Consider the following 22,849-nt stretch of genomic DNA (forward strand, 5'->3'; position numbering starts at 1 on the left):
CGCGTCTCAGATGCGGCCGAATTTGTCGAGCAGATCCTGGAAGGTCTTGCCTTCGAGGATCATCTCGCGCATGCGCTTTTCGTTATCGGCGATGGTGCGGGCGCGTTCGTAGATGGCTGCCATGTCGGCGCGCGGCACGACGGCGACGCCGATTTCGTCGGCCACCACGAGGTCACCCGGATTCACGATCACACCGCCGCAGGAAATGGGCACGTTGATCGCAATCGGCTCACGGCGTCCGCTCAGCGCGGTATGCGCCTGACGCGGACCGGCTACCTTGGCGGACACGGGGAAATCGAGGAAACGTGCTTCGTCCGTGTCGCGGCAACTGCCGTCGATCACCGCACCGACCACGCCTGCATTGCGCGCCAGACCCGTCATCAGGCCGCCCCAGATGGAGGTCTCGGTTTCGCCGAAGGCGTCGATGACGATCACGTCGCCGGGTTTGGCCACGGTGAACACGTCGAGGCAGTCGACGATATCGCCAGCGGTCAGTTGCACGGTCAGTGCCGGGCCGATGATCTTGCGATCCGCGCCCTTCGGCTTGATGTCGTGGCGCATCGTGCCGTTGCGTTGCAGGGCGTCGGACACCACGCAGGAAATCGACATGACGTCGGCCATCGCAACGAATCGGGCGACCAGTTCGCGGTCGACTTCCGGGCTTTTATTGATTGTCGTGCTCATGAATCAGGCTCCTTGCAAAATTTCAGTAACTGCCGGCGACAGGGTTCAACGGCTTTTCGCCGAGCAGCACGGCGCGCACGTTCTGGGCGGCAACGCGGCGCGCTTCGTCCAGTGCGTCCTGCGAGATGTAGGCGACGTGCGGCGTGATGATGCAGTTCTCGAGGCCGAACAACAGGTTGTCATCCGGTGACCAGGTGAGATGCTTGGCGGGCTCTTCCTCGGTGTCGTCGAGTGCGGCGGCAGCGATATGACCGCTGGTGAGCGCTTCGTACAGCGCCTGGTTGTCCACCACCTTGCCGCGCGCGCAGTTGACCAGCAACGCGCCGGGCTTCATGGCGGCGAGTGCTTTCGCGTCGATCAGATGATGCGTTTCGGGCGTGTACGGGCACATCACGTCGATCAGATCGGCTTGCGGGAACATCTCGTCGAGCGTTACTTTTTTCACGCCGTGCGAGGCCATCAGACTCGCGGAGACAAACGGATCGTAGGCAATCACGTCGAAGCCGAAGACCTGCAGCTTGCGCGCCATGTTCTGCGCAATGCGGCCAAAGCCGATCATGCCGAACACGCTGCCGCGCATGCGCGGGATAGGACGGTTCCACTTGTTCCAGTGCCATTCGCCGCGCCGTGTTGACGCTGCGTAAGTGGGAATGGAACGAAAAATGGTCAAGGCCATGCTGATGGAGTGATCGGCCACCTCTTCGATGCAGTAGTCGGGAACGTTCGTTACCACGATGCCCGCTTTGCGCGCGGCATCGACATCGAGAATGTCGACGCCGATCCCGTAACGGGCAATCACCTTGCACTGCTTGAGCGCTTCAATCGTCGTGGCGGGAATCTTTGCGTATTGCTGCATGAGCGCGTCAGCGTCGCGCGCGAGTTCGGCCAGCCCTTCGCCGGTGCGCGACTGCAAGCCAATGACCTCGGCGCCGATAGGTTCGAGAATCTCGCGCTCGATGGCGAGATCGGGGTAGTCGTAATCGGTGACATACACTTTAAACACGGCCAGTCCTCTTTCTGAATGGTTCATTGATTGCACTGCGTCTCATGCGAGTTTTCATCTGCACGCCGCGCGCGTTGTTGTGCCGCGTGCAGGTCAGCCAACTGCATAGCCGCCATCCACCGCCAGCGTGGCGCCCGTGACATAGCGCGCAGCCGGTGTCGACAGAAAGATCGCGGCGCCGACGAGGTCATCCGCTTCGCCCCAACGCTTGAGCGCCGTGCGACTGGCAATCTTCGCCGCGGCCTGTGCCTCGCTCCACAAGCCGTGCGTCATGGCCGTGCGGTGATAGCCGGGTGCAATGGCATTGACGCGCACGCCATCCCGGCCATGACGATGGGCCAACGCCCGCGTCAAACCGAGAATGCCGCTCTTGCTCGCGCAATAGGCAGGCACTTCCTCGTCCGCGAGATAGCTGAGCATCGAGGCGATATTGATGACCGTGCCTTGCGAGCGCTTCAGGTGCGGCATCATCGCGGTCGAAAGGCGCATCGCGCTGGTCAGGTTGATGTCCATCACGTTCAGGAATGTCGCGTCGTCGTATTCCTGACCAGGCCGCGAGATGCCTTGCGAATTGACGAGGATGTCGAGGCGGTTGGGCTCGTCGAACCGCACGGCAAACGATGCAATTGCCTCAGGCGAGGTCACGTCGAGGCACTCGAACGTGAGCTGGTCCGTGCTGGCTTCACGTGTGAGCTGATCGATCTTCGCGCTCGAACTGCCAGTTGCCAGCACCGTCGCGCCGAGCCCCGCCAGACCCTTCGCGATTTCCAGTCCAATACCGCTGCTGCCGCCGGAGACCAGCGCGGTCTTGCCGGTAAGGATGTCCGGTGCGAAGCACGAAAGGATGTCATTCATACGATATCCATGATTAGTACTCTTAATTAGTGGGACGAGACGACATCCCGCAATACATCGTTTCGTTGAAGCAGGGGATGCGTCCGTCAGGACGCATCCAGCCTCACAGTGATTACAGTGCGGGCGTGAGCGTCGCTCCGGCTGTCGTATCCCGCTGGTCGGCGAAATCGCCGGGCAGCTTCTCGCCCATCATCAGCGCCACGCCGCGATCCGCGACCGCATAGGTCGTGGCCACCGTATTGCCGCTGATGATGGTCGGCCACGCGGACGTGTCGAACACCCGCAAACCAGAAATGCCGCGGACGGTCATATCCGTGCGCAACACGGCCATCGGATCGTTGTCGGCACCCATGCGCGCGGTGCCGGCCGGATGATAGACGGTCTTCACGGTGCGTCGGCAATGTTCGGCCAGCGCCGCATCGGAGGCGGACGAGTGGCTCGTCACGGCCGCTTCGTCCGGCAAGACGATTCGCTCGACCATCGCCGCGATCGGATCCGCGCGCATGATCTGCGCGGCACGGCGCAGCCCCGCGATGGAGAGCCGCATGTCGTCCGGATGATCGAGGTAGTTGGGAAACACGATGGGCGTCGCGTTTGGATCGGCCGTCTGCAGCGTGACGCGGCCACGGCTTTTCGGGCGCATCACGCAGCTGTTCAGCGTAAAGCCGTAGGTCGCCTTGGTCGACGTCACATCGGGGTCGAGGTAGACCGTCGGCAGGCAGAACATCTGGATGGACGGTGCGCCCGACGCGTCGTCGGGATTGAAGAACGCACCCGCTTCGACGGCGTTCGATGCAACCGGCCCGTTGTGAAACGCCAGATACTGCAGCCCGTTGCGAATCTGGTTCCAGCCGCGATCCTGGCCGAAATAACCTTGACGTCCCGTACAAAACGCCACCACCGGTACTTCGTGATGGTCCTGCAGATTCTCGCCGACGCCCGGCAAATCCAGCGTGACCGGAATATTCAGGGCGGACAGCGCGCTCGCGTTACCGATCCCCGAGAGCATCAACAGTTTGGGCGTGACGAGTGCGCCCGCGGTGAGGATGATCTGATCGCCGAATACCTGCTCGCGCAGCGACCCGTTCTGGATCTCGATGCCCTTGGCAACATTGTTTTCAATCAGGATGCGCGACACCTGCGCGCCGGTGCGAATCGTCAGAAGCGGGTTGTCCATCAGCGGAGCGAGAAACGCGTCCACGCCGCTGCAACGGCGTCCCTGCCAGGTCGTGGTCTGGTAGAAACCGGTGCCCATCTGCGTACCGCTGTTGAAGTCGGGGTTGTAGGGCAGGCCGGTGCCCTGTGCGGCGAGGACGAAAGCGCGTGATACGTCGCTCAGATTCGCGCCGTCCGAGACTTTCAGCGGGCCGTGAACACCGTGCGCGGCGTTGTTGAAGGTCGAGTTGCCTTCGAGCCGTTTGAAGTGCGGCAGCAACCGTTGATAACGCCACGATTCGTCGCCCGTCATCGAGACCCAGTCGTCGTAGTCACGCGCCTGACCGCGAATGTAGACCATGGCGTTGACCGAACTGCCGCCGCCGAGCACTTTGCCTTGCGGAATGGACGGCTGACGTCCGTTCAGATGCGCGTGTTCGGCGCTGCGATGGAACGTCATGTAATCGCGGTTCGTCAGCAGTTTGACGAAGCCCGCCGGCATATGGATGAGCGGGTTGCGGTCGCGCTCACCGGCCTCGACGAGCAGCACTCGCGCGCCGTGATCGCGCACCAGCCGGCCGGCCGTCAGACAGCCCGCTGCTCCAGCGCCAACCACGATGAAATCGAAATGTTTTGTTGCGTTAGCCATGAGTGAAACCTTTGCATCCTGGATGATCCGGCGCGGCCGGACCCGTTACATCGCAATCTCGCTGTAGCGCGGACAGTTTCAGCGACGCGCCTGCCGTGCCATGCCAGCAAGAATGGCGGCGCCCGCAATGGCGAGACCCTGCACGATCAGCTTGCCCGACTCACCCGCGCCATACGCATTGAGCACGTTGAACAGCAGCGTCAGCGTGAAGGCCGCGGCGCACGGGCCGATCAGTCCGCCGCGTCCGCCGCCGAACGTGATGCCGCCGAGGATCACGCCGGCAATCGAATTCATCACGACGTCGGTGCCGACGCTCGTGGTGCTGACGCCCACATAGCCCGACAGCAGCAGGCCACCGCCCGCAGCCAGCAGACCGGCCGCGACGTGTGCGGCGATGAACACGCCTTCCACGGGCAGGCCGGACAGGGAGGCCGCCACTGGATTGCTGCCAACCGCTTTCAGCAGGCGTCCGAACACCATCAGACGCAGCGGGATGGCCAGCAGCAACAGCACGGCCAGCCAGATGACCGTGGCGATCGGCACGATGCCGATCTTCGCGGCGCCGAGCGTCTGCACCGCGTCGGGTACGGAGCCGGGACTGCTGCCCGAGCTGAGAAACAGCACCGTGCCGGTCAGGATCGAGGCCATCGCGAGGGTGGCGATCACCGCCGAAGCGCGGAACTGCGTAACGAGGATGCCGTTCACGAGTCCGATTACGGCACCCATCGCCAGCGCGCCGAGAATCAGCACCGGCGCGGACATGTCGTTGAGCGGCGCAGTGGTGATCAGATAGTTGGTCAGCACGAAGATGCCGCCAATGGACAGGTCGATCGAGCGGCAGCGCATCACGATCATCTGTGCGGCGACGGCCAGACCGAGCGGTGCGGCCTGACGCGCAATCACCATCTGGAACGGCAACTGCAACAGCACCGGACGGAAGAACAGACAGAACAGCAACAGCGCGGCCAGCACGAAGATCGACGGGGGCACCGCGTTGATGATCTGGCGGACGTTGAAGCGAGGCGCTGCGCGCAGCGTCAACTTTCCGGCTTCGGAGAGGGGTTGAACTGGCATGATTTCAGATTCCGATTTCTTTACGACGACGCAGGCACACGGCGAACAGCAGCAGTGCCCCGTTGACTACGGACAGCAGGAAAGGATTGATCTGCACGAGATTCATGCCGTTGCCGACAATGCTCAGCAGCAGCGCGCCGAATGCCGTGCCGAGCGGGCCGCCAATGCCGCCGCTCAACTGCGTGCCGCCGAGCGCGACCGCCGCGACCGAATCGAGTCCGTACGATGCGCCGACCCACGGGTCGCCCGACGAAATGCGGCCGGCGAGAAAGATGCCCGCTACTGCGGCGAACAGGGCGCAGATCACATAGCCGGCAATGGTCGTCCGTGCCACGGAAACACCCGCCAGCGCCGCGTTGTCGGCACCGCCGCCCACTGAGTAAAGATGCAGGCCGAGGCGGCTCCGATGCAGCAGCGACCAGGCGACCCAGACCGCCAGCGCCACCCACAGCAGGGCGATTGGCACGCCCATCACCGAACTGCTGACGGCGGCGACGATGGGCGGCCAGACGGTGCCGCCGGGCGACGGTTGCACGAGCAGCACGATGCCCTGCAACACGGTGCCGGTGGACAGCGTCATGATGATGGGATGCACACGGAAGCGCGTGACGCCGACGCCGTTCACCACGCCGACCAGTGCCGCGCACAGAATGGTGAGGGCAAGCGCGAGGGCAGGTGAGCTGGTGGTGGCGAGAATCGAAGTCGACAGGCTCATGACCACGCCAACTGAGAGGTCGAGGCCGCCGGTCAGAATGGGCAGCGTCTGGCCGAGCGCCACGACCATCAGCGGAGTGGCCTGCACGATCAGGTTGCCGAGATTCTGCGGCGTGCGGAAACTGTTGAACGAGATCGCCAGCGCCGCGACGGCGATGACCAGCAGAATACCCGAGACGTACTGGCCACCCGTGCGGTCCGCGCGCAATGAAGTGAGGCGGTTGATCATGCTGAGGCTCCCGATGTTGCTCCCACGGTGGTTCTGACCGTTTCGTCCGCTGATTGCCCGGCACGCGAGACGGCGGCCTGAAGAATGTCTTCTTCGCTGGCGTCTTTCGCGTCCATTTCCTTGACGATGCGATGCTCGGAGACCACCAGGATGCGGTCTGCCAGACCAATCACCTCCGGCAGTTCACGTGACGTGAAAAGCACTGATCCGCCACGTTCGCAGAAGGTGCGCAGCGCCGTGTAGATCTCTACCTTTGCGCCCACGTCGACGCCGCGTGTCGGCTCTTCGATCAGCAGCACGTCGGCGTCGATGGCGATCCAGCGCCCGAGCATCACCTTCTGCTGATTGCCGCCCGACAGGTACACGACCGCTTGCGCACTGCTCGCGGCGCGAATCCGCAACTCGTCAGTCAGCCGTTTGATGAGCGCGGTGAGCGGGCGCGCAAACGCCCACGGCAGATTGCGTTGATGTACGCCGAGTGTGAGGTTGTCGCGAATCGGCAGGTCGAGATAAAGGCCTTCGCCCTTGCGGTCTTCCGGCATGAACGCGAGCCCGTTCGACAGTGCGCGACGCGCGCCGGCGCGTGGGCGGAAGGTGATCTGCGCCCCCGAGCGACGGTGCAGTTCGAGCTTGCCGTTACAGCCTTTCACGACCCCGGCGAGGGCGCGCACGATATCGCGTTGGCCCTGACCTTCGAGGCCGCCCAGCGCCACGATCTCGCCGCGCTTCACGGTGAAATCGACTTCTGGACGCTCCGGCGCGGTACAGAGACCCGAGATGCGCAGCGCGACCTCGTCACGTTTTTCTGCACGCGGCGGATAGAGCTGCTCGACGTCGCGTCCCACCATCAGCGAAAGCAGGCGGTCCGGGTTCAGATCGGCGGTCGGATAGGAACCGACCAGCTTGCCGTCCTTGAGCACGGTCGCCGTGTCGCACAGATCGAAAATCTCGCGCATGCGGTGCGAAATGTAGAAGATGCACTTGCCGCCATCACGCAACTTCAGCAGCAGCGTTTCGATTCGTTCGACGTCCTTCGTATTCAGCGCAGCGGTGGGTTCGTCGAAGATGAAGATGTCGGCATTGACCGCGAGGCCTTTGGCGATCTCCACCGACTGTTGCTCCGCGACCGTCAGCGAACTGACGAGGCGGCGCGGATCGATCTGCAAACCGATGTAGCCGAGCGCCACGCGTGCCTCTTCTTCCATGCGGCGGCGGTCCACGCCATACAACCCGCGCAGCCCGCGTTTTGGCTCACGGCCGAGGAACATCGTCTCCGCGACCGTGAGATTGCCTACCAGCGAGAACTCCTGGAATACGGTCGATATTCCTGCGTTCAACGCATCGAGCGGTGACGAAAATTTCACCGGCTTGCCGCGCAGGAAAACCTGCCCCTCATTGGGCGTGACCACGCCGGCGATGATTTTCATCAAGGTCGACTTGCCCGCGCCGTTCTCACCCGTGACTGCGTGAATCGAGCCGGCCTTGCCGGTGATCCCCACGTTCACGAGTGACGGCACACCGTCGTAGAGTTTGGTGATGTGGGTCGCAGCGACTAACGTATCCATGCGAATGTCTCCTGCTTGACTACTTCGAGCCGTAGTATTTCTTCAGATCCGACTCGGGCAATGCGCTCGGCGCCCAATAGTTGTCGTTGAGGTCGGGCCGGAAGAACTGTGCGAAGTTGGCCTTGGTGATCGGGGCGGGGCGCAGCACATAGCGCTTGTGGAGCGATTCGCCGTTCAGCAGATCGACGGCGGCGCGGATGCCCGCCGCGCCCATTTCAGACGGGAACACAGCGGCCATCGAGGTCGCGCCGCTGTCTTTCCAGGCGCGCATGAAACCGTTGTTGCCTTCACCCGTGATGGGCGGCACCGGCTTGCCGAATTCCTTGAACACTTCGATACAGGCGCGGCTCATGTCGCCACCCGACGACCAGATGCCGTCCGGATTCGGGTTGCTCAGCATCAGGGATTCGCAGACCTGCTTGCCCTTGTTGTACGACCAGTCGCCGTATTCTTCGGAGGCGATCTTGATGTTCGAGCCGGCCAGCGCCTTGCGCAGACCGTCGTAGCGCATGGTGTCGGCAGCAATGCCGGCCTGGCCGCGCAGCACCCAGATGTTGCCCTTGCCATGCAGCGTGTCGACGAGGAATTTGCCGCCCACTTCGCCGAAGTACAGCGATTCGCCCTGGATTTCGGTGGTGTACGCGTCGGTATCCACTTCAGTGGAGTGCACGATCACCGGGATGCCAGCCGCGACCGCTTTTTTGATGACGGGTGTCAGCGCGGTGTATGAAACTGGCGCGATGATGATGGCGTCGACTTTCTGCGCGATCATGTCTTCGATGTCGGCAATCTGCTTGGCCGGCTTGGAGTTCGCGTCGGCGAAAATCACCTTGGAGATTTCCTTGTGCTTCGCCGCTTCAGCGTCGGTCTCGTGGACCATCTGGGTCATCCACGTGTTGCCAAAACCCCAGATGCTGAAACCGATTCGCCACGGCGGCGCCTTCTTGAACTGGTTGGGCGTCGTGACAGGATTCGGGCCTTCGCGCACGATAGCGCCGGGCATCAAAACCGGCTCGTCGGCCTGACTGACGGTGCCGGTGGTGGCAAGAACGGCCGCGACGATCGCGCTCAGAAAAAGGCCTTTTCGGTGCTTCATAAGTGACTGTCTCCACGAGGTCTTAGGTTATGTGCTTCGCTTGGCAGCGTCGCTTGTGTAGTGTAATATGTCACATGTTAGATGTTGATGTCAACGACATCTGCGACGGAAAGTCGCAATCGAATTGAAAGGAGCTTCATCAAATGAACCGTGTTTGGACGCCGATTCAGCACACGCATCTGACCGATCAGGTCTATGACGAGGTGAGGGCGCGCATCTTGAGCCGCGCGATCAAGATCGACGAGCAGATCAACGTGGAGGAAGTCGCCAACGAACTGAACGTGAGCCGCACGCCGGTGGTGGATGCCATCAAGCGGCTGGCGGCGGATGGTCTCGTGGAGGTGAGAGCGCGGCGCGGCACCTTCGTGAAGGGCATTACGGAACGTGATGCCATCGAGATCTTTCAGATTCGCGAGGCGCTCGAACGCTTCGCTGCGCGCTTCGTGATCGAAAGCCCGGAGAACTCCGCCGTCACGGCGAAGATGCGCACGCTGCTCGAAACCATGACGGGTTTCATGTCGGATAGCGAGTTCAAGGACTACACCGCGTTTTCAGTAGCCGACAGCGCGTTTCACAACACGTTGATCGACGCCTGCGACAACCAGCGGCTCAAGACCAACTACGAGAATCTCAACATCCACATGCATATCATGCGCAGCCATTTCTACCGGCCGCTCGTGCCGCCCAAGCGCGTGCATGCGGAACACACCGCGATTCTCGAGGCAGTCGTGTCGAAAGATGCCGCCGCCGCCGAGCGTGGCATCAGCGAGCATCTGGCTGCGACGCGCGAAAAGATGATCAACAACATTCGCAACAGCGGCGGCGTGCTGTAGTCGCGGCGCGTTGCAGTGAATGAATGAACCCGTATCGAACTGCTCGCGGACGCTGACTGGCCGCGCGGCCAGCTTGACGGACGGACACCAATCAAGGAGACAGGTATGACTCAAAACCACGGCGAAACAGCCATGCTCGCAGTCGGCACATATACGTTGCCGATGCCGCACGTCCACGGTAAAGGCAAAGGCATCTATCTGCTGGGCTTCGACACCACGCGCGGTCAGTTGCGCGAAATCGCGGTGCAGGAAGCCGTCAACCCATCGTATCTCGCGCTGTCCGCAGACCGTCGCCGCCTCTATGCCGTGCGTGAAGTGGACGCGAAGGATGGCCCGGGCGTCAGCACCTATGAACTCGACGCACCGAACGGCACACTCAAGCTGCTGAACGACCTGGCCACGCCGGGCGGCTGGCCGTGTCACGTGTCGGTGGACAACGAACTGTCGTTGCTGCTGCTGTCGAATTACGCCAGCGGCGAAGTGCTCGCTTTTTCTCTTGATGCGAACGGCGTGCCGTCGGGCGAGCCCGTGGTGTTGAGCCGCGAGGGCAGCGGCCCGAATGCCGAGCGGCAGGACGGCCCTCATGCGCACTGCGCGCTCGTGAGCCCCGATCGCCGCCATGTTTATCTCGCCGATCTCGGCGTCGACGGTGTGCTCCGGCATGCGCTGAACGGCGCGCAAGGGCGGCCTGACACGACGCCCGACCTGTTCCTCGAAGCTGCGCCGGGCGCGGGCCCGCGTCATCTGGTGTTCTCCCGCAATGGCGCGTACGTGCTGGCCGACTATGAACTGGCGTCGAGCGTGCGTATGTATCGTCTGGGCGAGAAAGACGCACAACTCGTCAGCGAAGTCTCCACGCTGCCGCCTGGGTTCGATGGCGAGAGCGCGGTGGGCGGCATGCGTCTGCATCCGTCGGGCAAGTTCGTCTACGTGGGCAATCGCGGACACGACTCGATCTTCGGCGCGCGCGTCGACGAAGCTGCCGGCACGCTGACGCCAATCGGCACCTGGACCATTGGCGGCCGCACGCCGCGCGATCTGGCGATCTCGCCGGACGGCCGCTATCTGCTCGCCGCCTCGCAGGACGACGGTTTTATCCGTGTGTTCTCAATCGACCAGCAAACGGGTGGCTTGACCGATACCGGCTACAACTTCCCGATCCCCACGGCAGTGTGCCTCGAATTTATCTAAGGAGAACGGAGCCATGCATTACACAACCCCGCGCAAGGTCATGGTCACGGGCGCCGGCGGCAACCTCGGGCAAAAAGTCGTGGAAGCGCTCACGCGCGCCGAATGGTGCGAGCAGGTGATCGGCATTGACCGCAGCGGCGACTATTCGAAGTTCTCCGCCGACGCACGCAAACGGCTGCGCCTCGTGCAAGGCGACCTGACGCAGCGCTCGGGCGAATGGACGCGTGCAATGGAAGAAGTGGACGCCGTCATCCACTTTGCCGCGCTGAATCCGGTACCCGATTCGACGTGGCTCGAGTCGATGGCGTCCTACGACATGACGTTGAACCTGTTGCTGGAGTGCGCGCGCGCGGGCGTGGGCCGTTTTGTGTTCGCCTCGTCGAATCACACGGTAGGCGCCTACAAGGACATGCCGCTGGCGGCAAAGATCGGACCGGGTCTTCTGACAACGGATATTGAACCCGCGCCGGGCACCCGCTGGCACGACGGCAAGCGCGAACTGAATTCGCTCGCTTACGGCACGGCCAAAGTGATGGGCGAAAAACTCTGTGCGGCGGTGGCGGAACTGGCGGGCGGCAAGCTGAGCACGGTGTCGGTGCGGGTGGGCTGGGCGTTGACCGGCGACAACCGCGCGCAGGACATCACGCACTCGGGTTCGCCCGCTTCCACCTCGGATACGGCAGTGCTCGATGAAGCCGCGCGCCGCACGCTGCGCTGGTTCCGCAACATGTGGCTGTCGAACCGCGATCTCGATCAACTGTTCATCCGCTCGGTGCTGGCGCCGAGCGACGAATGGCCCTCGCAGGCCATTGTCGTGAATGGCGTGTCCAACAACAAGGACATGGACTGGGATCTGAGCGGCGCCATCAAGTATCTCGGCTATCAGCCCGAGGACGACGCCTACGCGCATATCGAGCGCACGTGACGCGGTAATGCGCCCATGACCGTCTCCAACATAGAGGACCTGCGTCAGCAGGCGCGGCGCAAAATGCCACGCATGTTCTTCGATTACCTCGACGGCGGCGCGTTCTCCGAACGCACGCTGGCACGCAATACGGAAGACTTCGATCAGTGGACGCTCGAACAGCGTGTGCTGGTGGATCTGTCGAAGCGGAATCTGTCGTCAGAAATTCTGGGTTGCCGCTATTCGATGCCGGTCATGCTCGCGCCGGTCGGATTCGCCGGCTCGTTCTGGCCGGACGGCGAGGTCGAAGCAGCGCGCGCCGCGACCGAGGCTGGCATTCCGATGTGTCTGTCGACGTTTTCGATCAATTCGATCGAAGAGGTCGGCGCCGCGATGCCGCACGGACTCGCGATGCAACTGTACGTTTTCAAGGACCGCGAGCTCGCGTCCGAACTGATCCAGCGCGCGTGGAAGGTGGGCGTGACCACGCTGTTCCTGACCGCGGACACCAATGTGTCGTCGGTACGCGAGCGCGACACACGCAATGGCTTTCGCACCTCCAGCTCACTGAAGTTCGGCACGCTGGTCGATCTGCTTTCGCACCCGGCGTGGTGTATCCGCATGGGACTGCATGGACGGCTCATGCTCGGCAACGTCAAGGGCAAAGCCGGCGTGCCGCGCAGCCTGATGGCGCAGGCCGCTTATCTGTCCGGCAATGTCGATCCGAGCATGAGTTGGGCGGATCTCGAATGGCTGCGCGGCGAATGGCCTGGCAAGCTGGTCGTCAAAGGCGTGCTGTCGGTTGAGGATGCGAGCCGCGCGCTCGATGGCGGCGCGGACGGCGTGTGCGTGTCCAATCACGGCGGCCGTCAGCTCGACGGCGCGCGTTCGTCGATTTCGGTCTTGCCGGAGATCGCACAGTTCATCGCCGGACGTGCGGAAGTGCTGCTCGACAGCGGCATCCGGCGCGGCAGTCACATCATCAAGGCAATTGGTCTGGGCGCCGATGCGGTGCTGCTCGGACGCGCTTACGCCTACGGGCTGGGCGCCTCGGGACGCGCGGGCGTCAGTCAGGCCATCGAACTATTGCGCAAGGAAACCGAATTGACGCTGGCGTTGATGGGCATGTGCTCCATCGACGAACTGCGCGCCAATCGTGATGCGGTCCGCCGCTGCTACAGCGAGAGCTCGGGCAGCAACCGGCTCGATGTCGAACGGCTGCTCGACGGCATCGGCCATACCCCCATTTCAAGCATCAGTGACTAATCTCGTCCGCGAAGGACTACAAGGAGAAGAGACATGCCCGAAATCGTCGAAAAGTATTCCCCGATGACGCCGTATCAATTGCCGTTTCCGAAGGAAGCGCAAAAGGAAGTGGTCGTGCCGCTCGCCATTCCCGACGACGAGCGCGTGTGGGTGCCGCAGGCGGAGAATGTGTCGTTTCGCCCGCTTTGCCTGAATGCCTCGCAGGGTTACTGGATGAACCTGCTGCGCGTGCGCAAGTCCGGCGTGCTGAGCCGTCACCGCCATCCGCAGGGCGTGCATGGCATGGTGCTGAAGGGCCGCTGGAAGTATCTGGAGCATGAGTGGACCGCCACCGAAGGCAGCTACGTCTACGAGCCGCCGGGCGAAACGCATACGCTGTATGTGCCCGAAGACGTCGAGGAAATGATCACGTATTTTCAGGTGAACGGCGTGATGTTCTACTGCGATCCGTACGGCAACTACACGGGTTACGAAGATGTCTTCACGAAGATCGACATGTGCCGCAAGCACTATGCGTCGGTCGGGCTCGGCGAAGATTACGTGGATCAGTTCATTCGCTAGGCGGGCGCGTTGGCCAGTTTTTTATGCTGGCCGATCAGGTAGTAGTACTTACCGGATGGATGCATCATCTTTCATTACTTTCTGGAAGTCACATGACCTTCAAAGACAATCTCCTCGAAGGCAAGGTTGCACTCGTCACCGGCGGACGTTCCGGAATTGGTGCGGCCATTGCCAACCGACTCGCGCTGCTTGGTGCGAAAGTCGTCGCAGCAGGCTTGCCGCTGCCCGCCGAGGTGCCTGACACGTTGATCGAACAGGTCGAACAGGTCACGCTCGACGTGTGTTCTACCGAAGACGTCAACACGGTACTGAGCAAATTCGAACGCCTCGATATCGTAGTGAACTGCGCGGGCGTGATCCGGCGCGGTGACGAGCACAAGGTCGAGGTATTCGAAAAGGTGCTCGACATCAATCTGAACGGCACCATGCGGGTTTGTGCAGGCGCACGGGAGCTGCTCAAGAAATCTTCTGGCTGCATCGTCAACACAGCTTCGATGCTGAGCTTTTTTGGCGGCGGTCTGGTGCCGGCGTATAGCGCGAGCAAGGGCGCGGTCGCGCAGTTGACCAAGTCTCTCGCCATTGCGTATGCCGCGGACGGAATTCGCGTCAATGCCATCGCGCCGGGCTGGATTGCCACGCCGTTGACGCAGGCGCTCCAGGACGATGACGGTCGCTCGCAGGTGATTCTTGGCCGAACGCCGCTCGGACGGTGGGGCACACCGGACGAAGTCGCGCAGGTTGCCGTGTTTCTCTGTACGCCCGCGGCCTCGTTCATGACCGCGTCAATCGTGCCGGTGGACGGCGGCTATCTGGTGGCCTGATCGGGAGGTCGATCCGCTGCGCGTGCTGAAGGCATCACCTGGCGGCGGATCGGCGTGTCGACGCATGGTTGTTGATATGGCATTCAGGAATTCAAATTGAAAGATTCGTTCGATACAGCGCGTCTGATCGCGCTGGATTGGGGAACGTCGTCGTTGCGCGCGATGTTACTTGGACCAGACGGAAATCTGCTGGCGCAGCGCGACGCGCCTTGTGGCGTGATGCAGGTAACGAACGGTGACTTTGCCGGAGTGTTCGCCGCGACGGTTGGCGACTGGCAGGCGCGCTCGCCCGGTCTTCCCATGATTGCGTCGGGCATGATCGGCAGCGCGCAGGGCTGGCGTGAAGCGCCATATTGTCGGGGCCTCGCCGGAGCAGCCGAACTGGCCACGACGCTGTTGCAAATACCGGTGGCCGACGACCGCGTGCTGCATGTCGTACCAGGCGTCGCGCTCACTGAGCCGCGTGCGGAAGTCATGCGCGGCGAAGAAACCCAGGTGGTCGGTGCAACCGTGCTGGATGCCGCGCTTGCCGATCGCTCGCGGCTGGTGCTGCCCGGTACACATAGCAAATGGATCACGGTCGAAGGCGGTCGCATCGTGCAATGCCAGACGTTCATGACGGGCGAACTGTTCGCCGTGCTGCGCCAGCATTCGATTCTCGGCAGGCTCTTTAGCGCCGACGATCAGTACAGCGCGGATTCCTCAGGCGCTTTTGACTCTGCCGTGGAGACTGCGCGTGACGCGAAGGAGGGCGTGGCGCCGCTGCTGTTTTCGGCGCGGGCCAAGGTGCTGCTCGGGCAACTACCGCGATCGCAAAGCCTCGAATATCTCTCGGGTCTGCTGATTGGTGACGAGATTCGCGCCGCGCTCGGCGGTGAAACCACGCGCCTCGCCGTGATTGGCGATGCGGCGTTGTGCGGCCGGTATCGCCGGGCAATGCGACACTTCGGCATGGGTGATGTGCAGGAAATCAGGGACGCGGCGCGCATCGGGCTGTGGCGCATCGCGGTTGAAGCGGGCCTTGTAGTGCAAGAGTGTCCAACTCTCGCTTGATGGAAACGGCAATGAATGAGCAGCAACGCGGCGAATCTCCCGCCAACTGGCGGGCATGGGTATGGCAAGGCGGCGACTCGCCGCTGCACCTTGTCAACGAGGAGATCGAGGCGCCACGCTTGCAGGCGGGGCAGGCGCTGGTGCGTAACGCGGTGATCGGCCTGAACCCGGTTGACTGGAAAGTGCTCGGCGATCCGCAGATGGGTTGGCATGCGGGCCACGTGCCGGGTGTGGATGGGGCGGGGACGGTCGTCGCGGTGGGTGAGGGTGTGCCGGAAACGTGGCTCGGTGAGCGCGTGGCCTACCATCAGAGCCTGCATGCGCACGGCAGTTTTGCCGAGTACACGCCGATCATGGCGCACGCGCTCATGCGGGTACCCGATGCCGTGGACTTCGCCGTGGCGGCGAGCTTTCCCTGTCCCGCGTTGACGGCCTGGCAGGCGCTGGAGAAGATTCCGGCGCGTCCGGCCCAGCATCTGCTGATCAGCGGCGCGGGCGGCAGCGTTGGCCATTACCTCGTGCAACTGGCGAAGGAGCGTGGCTTTCGGGTCAGCGTAATGTGCAACCCACGTCATGCGAGCCGCCTGTCGGCGCTTGGCGCGGACGAATGCCTGGACGGACCGCTGACTCCTGGCGAGGCCTGGCTGGAGCGCGACGTGGAGCGCTTCTACGCGGTGATCGACTGCGTCAACGAGGATCACGCGGCGCGTCTTGCGCCCGCGCTTCTGGCCAATGGCCATCTGGTGTGCATTCAGGGGCGCGTTGCGCAGTGGCCCACGACGCCGTTTGGCCGATCGCTCTCGCTGCACGAAGTCGCTCTCGGGGCGACACACGTGTACGGCGATCGCGCGGCGTGGGCCCGGTTGACGCAGGCAGGGGAAGGGATGCTCGAAGCGATTGCCACAGGTCGTATGCAGCCCGAACAGTATGTGGTGCATCCGTTTTCTGAACTGGGTGCAAGGCTCGAGGCGCTGAAGAACCGGCGGTTTTTCGGGAAATCGGTGATTGGGTGTTTGGATTTTTGAGGGGGAAGCGTGCCAGGTGTTCGGTGATTAAACGGCGTTGCGCGTCACATGCAAAAGGCCCCGCTAAGGCGGGGCACACGTCTGGCACTTACGTTCTACGAAATCGGTTTCATAGAGCACACGCTTAAATCCACCGCATGTTTAAAGCCGCCTGGGACAATGCCCGGCTGATCTTTTTCAGGCGGCTCTATTGTCACACTCGCAATACGCTCTTCGACACGTGTCGCTTTCGACAGATTCGCGTTGACAGGTTTACCATGCTTATCGAAGAAGGTCGTTTGAGTATTCACCGTAAGGACCACGCGCTGATTAGACGTCGCGCCATGCCAGTTCGCCCACATGGAATATGGCCCGATCCTGGTCCCGCCTAGTGCTTTCGATTGAACGTCACCTATCCGGGTTCCCACTGGATCGCTAACAATATCGAAACTGCACAAGACAAATTGCCTGAGTGTAGGGTTTTGGTTCAATAAAGGTACGATCGAAGAATCGAAATCGACGGAACCACTTCCCTCAAGTGAGAATGAGACAATCGGGCAAAGCAGAACAAGCAGAAACAGTCGTTTCATGTCACTTACCAAGGAATTTGACACGCGCATTCTGAAGGTCACCGCCAGACGCTTGCCATGTTCTGGTGGCGGGTCTTTGTTGATAAAAAATAGGCGCGAGGATTCGCGCCTTGATTCCAGCAAACCCAGCTATTTCGCCTTCTTCCCCACGTCGCTCGACGGATTCGTCAGGATGGCGTTCGTAATCAGGTGGAACAGGTGGTCCCCCCGCGACGCGAATCCGGGCTGGTCGACGAGCCAGCCAAGCGCCGACATCAAGGCGAACAGGTCGACCCCATCCATATCCGCACGCGCCGTGCCCTCGGCCTGAGCACGATGCAAAAGTCGCGCGCCTGCTGAACGCAACGCATTGCTCGAGGCGTGCAGCGCGGAGTCCGGGTCCGCGTGCGCAGTCGCAAACAAGGCGCAAATGCCGTTATAGCTGCGCACGAACCCCATCCCCTCGCGAAACCACGTCACCAGTGCTTCATCCGGTTGGTTCGACTTTTCGAGTTCGGCTGCCTGCTGGATCAGTTCGTCCACGTTGATACGCAACAGCGCTTCGAACAAGGCCTCGCGGGTCGGGAAATGGCGAAACAGCGTGGCCAGTCCGACCTCCGCCCGGCGGGCGATATCGCGCATGGACGCGTCGGCACCATGCTCGGCGACGACTTCGCGCGCGACTTCAAGTAGATGGCTGTAATTCTTCTGGGCGTCAGCTCGCATAAATTGCCTTGACAAACGGATCGGTGTTCCACATATAATGAAAACGTATCTGGATCAGTGATCCACAAGATACAGCACATTTGTGTAACTGGGAACCGAAACGTAGTACGACACCACGAAAGGAAACGTCATGGGCAAGCTGGACGGGAAGGTTGCAGTCATTACGGGTGGATCAAGCGGTATGGCGCTGGCAAGCGCCAAAAGGTTCGTTGAAGAGGGCGCCTATGTTTTCATCACGGGTCGCAGGCAGGAAGCGCTCGACGAGGCAATCAGGCAGATTGGCCGGAACGTCACCGGCGTGCGCGGCGATGCGGCCAGCCTCGACGATCTCGATCGCCTGTTCGATACCGTCAAGCGGGAAAAGGGCAAGATCGACGTTCTGTTTGCAAGCGCAGGCATGGGCGAGGCCGTCCCGCTGGGTGAGATTACCGAGCAGCAGTTCGACGCGACTTTCGGTCTGAATACGCGCGGAACGCTGTTCACGGTTCAGAAGGCGTTGCCGCTGTTCAACGATGGCGGGTCGATCTTCATGACCGGGTCCGTTGCCTCGGTGAAGGGCTTTCCTGGCTACGGCGTGTATGCGGCGAGCAAGGCGGCGCTGCGCTCGTTCGCGCGTACCTGGCTCAACGAACTGAAAGGCAGAAATATCCGGGTGAATGTGCTGAGCCCGGGGCCCATCGCCACGCCGATGCAGGACCAGGTTCTCACCGAAGAGGCGAAACAAATGTTCGAATCGCTGATTCCGCGCGGGACGATGGGGCGGCCTGAAGAGATCGCGACGGTTGCCGTGTTTCTTGCGTCAGACGATTCGAGCTTCGTGAATGGCGTGGAGCTGGCGGTCGATGGCGGCTTCTCGGCCATCTGATAGGGCGCTGAACAAGGTGTAGAAGGGCAATTGACGTCAAGTATCTCCGCCTTGCTACATCTATCAATCTGGATAACTAATCAATAGTGAATGGAGCGTTAATATGAGTTACGCAATTATTGGCTTTGGCAAGATTGGCCAGGCACTCGCGCGAGCGTTTGCACGCAAGAACATCGACGTAACCGTCGCCAGCCGGCGTGCCCCCGAAACCTTGCTGCCGCAGGCTCAGGCGATCGGCCCCACGGTCCGTGCTGGATCCTTGCAGGAGGCGATCGCGTCCGACACGATCTTCCTCGCCGTTCCGTATTGGGAACATCGCGAAGTCGCGAAGCAGCTCGTGAACTGGCAGGGCAAGACGATCATTGACGCGACCAACACCAACGCGCCGGTCGAAGAGCTGAACGGTGAGCCGTCGTCCGCAGTGGTCGCCAGCGCGTTCACTGGCGCCAGGTTCGTCAAGGGCTTTAATCATCTACCCGCTGCGGTATTGGCTTCTGATCCGAACGTGAATGGCGGCAGCCGGGTCGTGTTTTTGTCGAGCGATGACGAAAATGCGGTGGCACCGGTCGCGGCGTTAGCCGAACAACTCGGTTTCGCGCCGATTGCGCTCGGAGCGCTCAAGGAAGGCGGCTCGCTGGTTCAGGCGAGGGGCAATATCTGGGGCAAACTGATCTTCAAGGACCTCGTCCAGTTCAAATGACGGCAGAGCACGGCGGTCTACGCGGAAATGGAACCGCTTGTGTGGCCGGCATGGTGACGCGAATAAAGGCTTCGGGGTCCCGCCGGCGAAACGCGGACCTCGCGCATTGTCGTGGCCGCTCGACGCAGACCACGGCGGCTGCTTTCCTGAACGGCTCGCATCTGACCGGCTACGTAGAAGGCAAAAACAGCTTCCATTGACCTTCGGATACGACCTGGACGTTAGCATCGCTCACTGCAATGGCGGTCTGATCATCGATGGCGTACACCGGCGCCGGAATCCTGGCTGCCCATCGTTGCGCATTCTTCAGCGAGGCATCGGGATGATCCGGGTGGTCGAAATGCGGGATCAAGGCGAAGTCGACCCAGCCGGCTCCATGCGCCGTCACCAGAAGGCTTGCCTCTTCGCCCTCAGTGGTTGCGAAGGAGAAGGGTTCAGAGGTCGGGGCGCCGCGATAGGCACTCGGCGGCTGCGTGTAGTTTTCCGCGAATGTCGCGGACACCGCCATGCTGCCCGCGCTCAGGCCCACATAAACCCGTTCGCCTCGCAGGGACGACCAGAGTTCGGTGAGGCCGGACTGACGCATCCAGTTGGCCAGATAGACGGGGTCACCGCCCCACACCAGCAGGACGTCGGTCTCTTCCACGAGCGGGACCCAATCTTCTCTGGAGAGGCTCGGCAGCGTGGTGAGTTCGAGAACGCCGAGCGATTTCCAGCCCAATTCACACAACGGGCCACGTGTATTTCCCGCGAACGCCTGCCACGCTGCGGCCGCGTGGCGCGGATAGCCGTACATGGCGGTGGGAATGAAGAGCGCGCTGCACTCAGCGATGGGTTTGCCTAACAGCCCAACCAGGGCAGCGTGGATACTGACGTTGGTGATGCCGCTGGACGTCAGAAGAAATTTCATGCGATGGCCCTCGCTTCGCTGAAAAAATCTGGCAACTCGCACAGTCTAGCCTGAAGTATCTTTCAGGCGGCCGGATTCGTGTGGCCGTTCCGCTTCCATAGCGGCCATGCGACGGTCCTTCATGGAGACCACCCGGCATCTCCAGTGCGATAAGATCGCATCGTTGTCAGCAACGTTCAATCTGCGACTGTTGCGACCACGAACGCGCGCTACGATTTCCCCTTTCCTTTGGGTGAGTTTTTTGGACCGACTTGAAGCTATGGCAATGCTGGTCTCTTCAATCGAAGAGGGGAGTTTGTCGGCTGCTGCGCGGCAATTGCGAATTCCCGTGGCTACGCTCACGCGAAACGTCAACGACCTCGAAGCGTTGGTGGGCACGAAGCTACTCGTCAGGACAACTCGTAAGCTCACACTGACGGATGCCGGCGCGGAATACGTCGCCTCCGCGAAGCGGATCCTCGAACAGGTCGATGAGCAGGAGCGCCGCGCCGCGGGCGAGTTCAGCACGCCGCGCGGCGAGCTGGTGATTACGACGCCCGTGCAGGTTGCCCGCTTACGGGTGCTGCCGGTGATCAATCAGTTTCTCGCGATGTACCCTGAGATACGAATCCGGCTGCTGCAGTCGGACCGCAACATCGATCTCGTCGATTCACACGCTGACGTTGCCATCCGGATTGGACGCCTGCGTGACAGCAGCCTGGTCGCGACACGGGTTGGGACCTTGCGAGTGGTAGTGGTGGCCAGCCAGGATCTGCTTGACCGGTGCGGTGAGCCGAAGACCCCCGAGGAGCTTTGTGGTTTTCCTTGCGTCGTATTCGATAGTCCCAATCTCTCGCCGTGGCGTTTTCGCCGCCCGGACACGGAAGAGATCTTTAACGTGGCGGACGTGCCGCGACTGCTCGTGTCTTCACCAGATGCCGCGCTCGATGCTGCCATTGATGGTATCGGCGCAACGCTGCTTCTCGAGCACGATGTGGGCGCCGCCGTGAACGCCGGTCAGGTCAGGATCATCTTGCAGGCGTTCGAAGTCGAACCGATACCGGTTCATCTCATCCATCTTTCCCGGCACCAGATGCCGGCCAAGCTTCGACGGTTCATCGATTTCGCGGTACCCAAACTTCGTGAAATGCTGGGTGAGTTCGGACATGTTCCGTCGAGCTAGCGGCTCGCGATTCCATACTGAGTTCTTTGAACTGGAACCGGCCGCCGTCTGTGCGTGATGCCAGGACGGCGGGCTGGGTCGAGCCACGCATCGGCTCATGCCGGTACGGCTTAGAACTGCGTGAGACCGCCGTCGACGACCAGTTCCGTGCCCGTCGTGTACGACGAGTCATCACTTGCCAGGAAAAGCACCGTCTTGGCGAGTTCAGCCGGCTCGCCGAAACGCTTGAGGGCGACCTTGTCCGTGATGCCCGAAGCGACTTGCGAGAGCACGTTGTCGGGCAAGCCGATCTTGCTGTAGAACGGCGTGGCGATCGCGCCCGGGCTGACAGCATTCACGCGAATGCCGCGCGGTGCCAGTTCCGCGCCCAGGGTACGCACGAGGGAGCGTGCGGCTGCCTTGGTGGCGGCGAGAATCGACAGACCCGGATAGCCGATCGTGTTCAGGAACGACGTCGTGACGATGATGCTGCCGCCTTGCGCAATGATCGGAGCCGTCTTCTGGATGGTGAAGAAGGTCCCAGTGAAGTTCAGGGCGAGATTCTCAGCGACGTACGCTTCCGTGACAGCTTCGAGCGGAGCAACCGTGGTCGCGCCGGCGTTGGCGAACACGACGTCGATGTGACCGTATTTCGCACGCGTTGCTTCGACGGCCCGTTCGATGTCCGCGACGTTGCGGATGTCTGCGCGAACCAGCAGGGCGTCGCCATTGAGTTCCTTGCCGGCTGCGGCCAGACGCTCTTCATTCGAGCCGACCAGAACCACTTTGGCGCCTTCGGCCTGAAAGAGTTTTGCGGTTTCCAGGCCGATGCCCGACGTACCGCCCGTAACGAATGCCACTTTGTTCTTGAGCTTCATTTCATGTTCCTCATGGGTGAGAGTGATTCAGTTGAGTGACTGCATAACATCTGGCAAACACGTCGCTTTCGTCGATCGCCTTGCTTGAGACGAATCATGCATCTAGTCACGGAGCTGGAGAATCAGCTGGAAGCGCGCAACATCTAATCGAAAAATGACGAGATGAGCTGGTGGCGTGGATTCGTTCCGTCGCAACCATCGCAGCCTCCGGTGCCGGATAACCGGCCACCGGTCAGCCTACGATGGGCCGAAAAGCGGACATCTGAAGCCCGCTAAAACCGGACATTAGGATATAGCCCTTACAGCTAATGTCGAGGCCAGATTGAAACGTCGGGGGCTGGCTAGATAGAGATGTCGGGTTTTGAGGCTGGATTTGAATCTGTATTTGAGGGTTTAACTCTCA

23 protein-coding genes are annotated in these 22,849 nt (G+C 61.7%); 11 read left to right on the plus strand and 12 right to left on the minus strand.

The features are described 5' to 3' along the window. Positions 1-6 precede the first annotated feature (6 nt). From D0B32_RS08275 to D0B32_RS08310, 8 genes are all read right to left on the minus strand, one after another. Entirely contained in the window at positions 7-684 is a 678-nt protein-coding gene (locus D0B32_RS08275; protein ID WP_117333360.1) for an RraA family protein, read from the minus strand. A gap of 22 nt (positions 685-706) precedes the next feature. Continuing rightward, entirely contained in the window at positions 707-1,687 is a 981-nt protein-coding gene (locus D0B32_RS08280; RefSeq protein WP_181969745.1) for a C-terminal binding protein, read from the minus strand. 93 nt (positions 1,688-1,780) lie between these two features. Further along, positions 1,781-2,542, minus strand: coding sequence for an SDR family NAD(P)-dependent oxidoreductase (locus tag D0B32_RS08285; RefSeq protein ID WP_117333362.1), 762 nt, complete (start codon positions 2,540-2,542; stop codon positions 1,781-1,783). A gap of 112 nt (positions 2,543-2,654) precedes the next feature. After that, complete coding sequence (locus tag D0B32_RS08290; RefSeq protein WP_117333363.1) at positions 2,655-4,346, minus strand: GMC family oxidoreductase; 1,692 nt, start codon at positions 4,344-4,346, stop codon at positions 2,655-2,657. 78 nt (positions 4,347-4,424) lie between these two features. After that, positions 4,425-5,420, minus strand: a complete 996-nt coding sequence (locus D0B32_RS08295) for an ABC transporter permease (RefSeq protein ID WP_117333364.1) — start codon at positions 5,418-5,420, stop codon at positions 4,425-4,427. A gap of 4 nt (positions 5,421-5,424) precedes the next feature. Continuing rightward, complete coding sequence (locus tag D0B32_RS08300) at positions 5,425-6,363, minus strand: ABC transporter permease (RefSeq protein ID WP_117333365.1); 939 nt, start codon at positions 6,361-6,363, stop codon at positions 5,425-5,427. Beyond that, positions 6,360-7,928 carry a sugar ABC transporter ATP-binding protein gene (locus D0B32_RS08305; protein WP_117333366.1) on the minus strand — a complete coding sequence of 523 codons (1,569 nt, stop codon included), beginning with the start codon at positions 7,926-7,928 and terminating at the stop codon, positions 6,360-6,362. Before D0B32_RS08305 ends, D0B32_RS08300 begins: the two co-directional genes overlap by 4 nt. Before the next feature lie 19 nt (positions 7,929-7,947). Beyond that, the gene (locus D0B32_RS08310; protein WP_117333367.1) at positions 7,948-9,024 is read right to left on the minus strand and encodes an ABC transporter substrate-binding protein; all 1,077 of its coding nucleotides are present in this window, start codon (positions 9,022-9,024) and stop codon (positions 7,948-7,950) included. 143 nt (positions 9,025-9,167) lie between these two features. Here D0B32_RS08310 and D0B32_RS08315 point away from each other — a divergent pair, with 143 nt between their 5' ends. The 8 genes from D0B32_RS08315 (at position 9,168) to D0B32_RS08350 (ending at position 16,678) form a co-directional block, all read left to right on the plus strand. Continuing rightward, the gene (locus D0B32_RS08315) at positions 9,168-9,857 is read left to right on the plus strand and encodes a GntR family transcriptional regulator (RefSeq protein ID WP_117333368.1); all 690 of its coding nucleotides are present in this window, start codon (positions 9,168-9,170) and stop codon (positions 9,855-9,857) included. A gap of 105 nt (positions 9,858-9,962) precedes the next feature. Next, the gene (locus tag D0B32_RS08320; RefSeq protein WP_117333369.1) at positions 9,963-11,048 is read left to right on the plus strand and encodes a lactonase family protein; all 1,086 of its coding nucleotides are present in this window, start codon (positions 9,963-9,965) and stop codon (positions 11,046-11,048) included. A 13-nt stretch (positions 11,049-11,061) separates the two neighbouring features. Then, positions 11,062-11,973, plus strand: a complete 912-nt coding sequence (locus D0B32_RS08325) for an NAD(P)-dependent oxidoreductase (protein ID WP_117333370.1) — start codon at positions 11,062-11,064, stop codon at positions 11,971-11,973. 15 nt (positions 11,974-11,988) lie between these two features. Continuing rightward, positions 11,989-13,218 carry an alpha-hydroxy acid oxidase gene (locus D0B32_RS08330; protein WP_117333371.1) on the plus strand — a complete coding sequence of 410 codons (1,230 nt, stop codon included), beginning with the start codon at positions 11,989-11,991 and terminating at the stop codon, positions 13,216-13,218. 33 nt (positions 13,219-13,251) lie between these two features. Then, entirely contained in the window at positions 13,252-13,779 is a 528-nt protein-coding gene (locus tag D0B32_RS08335; RefSeq protein WP_117333372.1) for a 2,4'-dihydroxyacetophenone dioxygenase family protein, read from the plus strand. 92 nt (positions 13,780-13,871) lie between these two features. Further along, positions 13,872-14,600: an SDR family NAD(P)-dependent oxidoreductase gene (locus tag D0B32_RS08340; RefSeq protein WP_117333373.1), complete on the plus strand. Its 729-nt coding sequence runs from the start codon at positions 13,872-13,874 to the stop codon at positions 14,598-14,600. Positions 14,601-14,696: 96 nt separating this feature from the next. Further along, a complete protein-coding gene (locus D0B32_RS08345) occupies positions 14,697-15,653 on the plus strand; it encodes a 2-dehydro-3-deoxygalactonokinase (RefSeq protein ID WP_117333374.1) in 957 nt (318 codons plus the stop codon). A gap of 11 nt (positions 15,654-15,664) precedes the next feature. Continuing rightward, entirely contained in the window at positions 15,665-16,678 is a 1,014-nt protein-coding gene (locus D0B32_RS08350; RefSeq protein WP_117333375.1) for a zinc-binding dehydrogenase, read from the plus strand. Positions 16,679-16,773: 95 nt separating this feature from the next. Here the strand turns inward: D0B32_RS08350 and D0B32_RS32245 are convergent, their stop codons facing one another. Together D0B32_RS32245 and D0B32_RS08355 are read right to left on the minus strand one after the other, a co-directional pair. Beyond that, positions 16,774-17,247 carry a hypothetical protein gene (locus tag D0B32_RS32245; RefSeq protein ID WP_147329506.1) on the minus strand — a complete coding sequence of 158 codons (474 nt, stop codon included), beginning with the start codon at positions 17,245-17,247 and terminating at the stop codon, positions 16,774-16,776. Between the two features lie 129 nt (positions 17,248-17,376). Then, entirely contained in the window at positions 17,377-17,952 is a 576-nt protein-coding gene (locus D0B32_RS08355; RefSeq protein WP_117333376.1) for a TetR/AcrR family transcriptional regulator, read from the minus strand. A 130-nt stretch (positions 17,953-18,082) separates the two neighbouring features. Here D0B32_RS08355 and D0B32_RS08360 point away from each other — a divergent pair, with 130 nt between their 5' ends. Together D0B32_RS08360 and D0B32_RS08365 are read left to right on the plus strand one after the other, a co-directional pair. Beyond that, positions 18,083-18,817, plus strand: coding sequence for an SDR family NAD(P)-dependent oxidoreductase (locus D0B32_RS08360; RefSeq protein WP_117333377.1), 735 nt, complete (start codon positions 18,083-18,085; stop codon positions 18,815-18,817). Positions 18,818-18,920: 103 nt separating this feature from the next. Next, the gene (locus D0B32_RS08365; RefSeq protein WP_117333378.1) at positions 18,921-19,517 is read left to right on the plus strand and encodes an NADPH-dependent F420 reductase; all 597 of its coding nucleotides are present in this window, start codon (positions 18,921-18,923) and stop codon (positions 19,515-19,517) included. A gap of 169 nt (positions 19,518-19,686) precedes the next feature. On the opposite strand, the gene D0B32_RS08370 is transcribed toward D0B32_RS08365, so the two are convergent. Continuing rightward, positions 19,687-20,427: a Type 1 glutamine amidotransferase-like domain-containing protein gene (locus D0B32_RS08370; protein WP_117333379.1), complete on the minus strand. Its 741-nt coding sequence runs from the start codon at positions 20,425-20,427 to the stop codon at positions 19,687-19,689. A 259-nt stretch (positions 20,428-20,686) separates the two neighbouring features. Here D0B32_RS08370 and D0B32_RS08375 point away from each other — a divergent pair, with 259 nt between their 5' ends. Further along, complete coding sequence (locus D0B32_RS08375) at positions 20,687-21,589, plus strand: LysR family transcriptional regulator (protein WP_117333380.1); 903 nt, start codon at positions 20,687-20,689, stop codon at positions 21,587-21,589. A 110-nt stretch (positions 21,590-21,699) separates the two neighbouring features. On the opposite strand, the gene D0B32_RS08385 is transcribed toward D0B32_RS08375, so the two are convergent. Further along, positions 21,700-22,446, minus strand: coding sequence for an SDR family oxidoreductase (locus D0B32_RS08385; protein ID WP_117333382.1), 747 nt, complete (start codon positions 22,444-22,446; stop codon positions 21,700-21,702). Between the last annotated feature and the right edge of the window lie 403 nt (positions 22,447-22,849).

It is taken from the genome of Paraburkholderia sp. DHOC27, assembly GCF_003429005.1.
Classification (GTDB): Bacteria; Pseudomonadota; Gammaproteobacteria; order Burkholderiales; family Burkholderiaceae; genus Paraburkholderia.